4 protein-coding genes are annotated in these 2579 nt (G+C 44.0%); all 4 read left to right on the top strand.

Annotation, left to right across the window (positions count from 1 at the left end; translation table 11 throughout):
• Positions 1-151: 151 nt before the first annotated feature.
• Positions 152-514, top strand: coding sequence for a hypothetical protein (locus WBA89_RS21705; RefSeq protein WP_424409377.1), 363 nt, complete (start codon positions 152-154; stop codon positions 512-514).
• A gap of 1 nt (position 515) precedes the next feature.
• Positions 516-911 carry a hypothetical protein gene (locus WBA89_RS21700; protein ID WP_424409375.1) on the top strand — a complete coding sequence of 132 codons (396 nt, stop codon included), beginning with the start codon at positions 516-518 and terminating at the stop codon, positions 909-911.
• 69 nt (positions 912-980) lie between these two features.
• The gene (locus WBA89_RS21695; protein ID WP_193972798.1) at positions 981-1382 is read left to right on the top strand and encodes a fasciclin domain-containing protein; all 402 of its coding nucleotides are present in this window, start codon (positions 981-983) and stop codon (positions 1380-1382) included.
• A 245-nt stretch (positions 1383-1627) separates the two neighbouring features.
• On the top strand, positions 1628-2579 hold a 952-nt coding region (locus WBA89_RS21690; protein WP_424409372.1), incomplete at its 3' end, for a PAS domain-containing protein.

Raw genomic sequence — 2579 nt, 5'->3', positions numbered from 1 at the left:
CTAATGACTAATGACTAATGACTAATGACTAATGACTAATGACTAATGACTAATGACTAATGACTAATGACTAATGACTAATGACTAATGACTAATGACTAATGACTAATGACTAATGACTTCTTCCAACCGTGCTAAACTCCAATAAGCAATGGTTGGTGAGGAGACTTGCGTGCCGAGTCAGGGAGTGGGAGGAAATGGAATTGCATCTGAGTTTGGAGACTTAAGCGGGATGACTCGTCAAGAAGTCGATGACTTTTTGCGGGGACTGGGTGCAGAAATTAGAACAACTCAACGCGGTTATCGGGAATACGAATTTGCCGATCGTTCGCGAGTCCATATTCGTACTGATGGTGAAGTTGTACGCACCCCAGCCCCAAAATACGGTTCAGATGGCCGAAGAATAAACAAAGGTTTGCGTCTTGACAAAGATGGCAGCTTGGTGAAAACACTCGATGAATTTGGCAATCATATTTCTGGTACACACAATACTGGAGAAAAAGTGAGGAATTAATATGGCAGATGATTATGAATTGCTTAACCTAGGTGGACTGACATCCCTCATCACAAATATCAATGTCTCTTTGTGGGGCAATGAAATTTTATTTGAATGTATTTACGATCCGACAGGCGAGCGATTGCCTTATAGCATAGTGTTTCATGACTGCCGAGACATCAGTTGGGAGGTTTTCCATCCTGAAGATGTCAAAGATCCTGAAGCTGACTTGATTGGCATTCATTTGGGTGAGGACGCGCACCGGACAGCGGCTTTAATTCATACAGACATTTTTGAAATTTCAATCTTGTACGGCAGTTTTAGCATTCACAAAGGAGAGAATATAAACTCACCAATAGCAGATTTAGGAACAAAGGTTTTGGCGGCGGGTACGCCAGCAGAATTGCACAAATAACCAATAACCAGCAACCAAATCAGTTTACGATACTTAATAGAACTTTTTTGCCAAACGAGGTAGAACAAAATGCCTGATATTGTTGATATTGCCGTAGGTGCAGGTTCCTTCCAAACCCTTGTAACGGCGGTGCAAGTGGCTAATTTAGTGGATGCGCTCAAAAGTCCGGGCCCTTTTACTGTCTTTGCGCCAACTGACGATGCTTTTGCGAAATTGCCACCGGGAACCATTACCACCCTAGTGCAGAATGTTCCCCAACTGAGCAGGATTTTGATGTTTCACGTCGTCTCTGGCAAGTTTATGAAGGCTGATTTGGCAAAACTCGGTTTTGTTACTTCCTTGGAAGGTTCGCCGATTAAGATTGATTGCTCAGACGGTTTTGAGGTGAAAAATGCTACTGTTGTCTCGGCAGATATCGAAGCTGACAACGGCGTGATCCATGTCATTGATAACGTGATTTTAATGGGTTAGTTTTGCCGTCAATCGAAAATCTATTTTTTATTTGGGATTTTCGATTGATTCGGAGGATTTTAAGTGTCGCAACGGGAGCGAGAGCTTGCATTGAGCAGTTTTGCTTTGCTCCCGATCGCACTTTTGTTTTTTTGAGCGCTTGAAGTTAAGATAAATATCAAAAAGTTGTCTTTGCGCCGGATTTATTTTAAAATAATTGTTTAAAAAAGTTTGAAATTTAATAATTATAATATAAGGAAACCAGTATGGTGAGCTCTATGCAAATCCTAGCCGCCAGCCTCAAGGCAAAAGTCCGCCAGCGCAACTTGGAACTGCAAGTTCTCAACGAACTTACTCTGAAATTACAACTTGCTGCGACTGTTGATGAAATTTGGTCTGCGTGTATCGAACACATCAATCGCCTGATGCCTGCTGAGACAGTCCTCTTCGTTGGCGCAGCCCCCGCAGGGACGGGCTTTCCTTCGGATCGCTTCGCTAACGCTAACGCACTTTTGACGCTACCGGACGAGAAGCTGTACCTCCAACAACCGCCACACCCCTTAGCTGCTCGCACCAAAGCCAAAATTAAAGCACGGTTGCAAGCGGCCGGCGCTGAATGGCTGGCGGGAAATCGGGACTGGGCGCACAACATTGCTTTGCCACCAATTGCTCAGTTTGAATCGGTGTTGATGGCCCCAGTTAACGAAGATGAAAGTCAAGAATTGTTGGGAGTATTGTTCATCGGTGCAGAGCAGGCAACTGCTTTTAATCTGGAACACCTTTGTTTGCTCCAGACTGCAGCTCAAATTTGTGCTAAATCCTTAACGAGATTAGCAGCTAAAATTCCCGATGTCAAGGGCAAAACTAAAAATATTTTTGCTCTCGATTCGGAAAATCAAGAACTGTTGCTGCGGGCTTTGATGGACGGTACGCCGGACATGGTTTATGCAAAAGATCGAAATTTTAAATATCTTTTTGTCAATCAAAGTTTTGCGAAATATTTAGAAAAAAATGTTGATGAAATTCTCGGCAAAGATGACATTGAATTAGGTTTTTTAGAAACATCAGTATTTGGCGATCGCCGCGGCCGGGTTAGGGGCATCCGCGAGGACGATCGAGCTGTGCTGGCCGGGGAGACGGTTCGCAATCCCTACCAGCAAATCGCCTTTGCAGGCGGCAAACAGCACGTCTTTGACACGCAAAAACTGCCGCTGTGCG

The sequence above is a fragment of the Microcoleus sp. genome (genome assembly GCF_049646505.1).
In the GTDB taxonomy this organism is placed as follows: Bacteria; Cyanobacteriota; Cyanobacteriia; order Cyanobacteriales; family Microcoleaceae; genus Microcoleus.
This window is presented reverse-complemented; position numbering and strand designations above follow the sequence as displayed.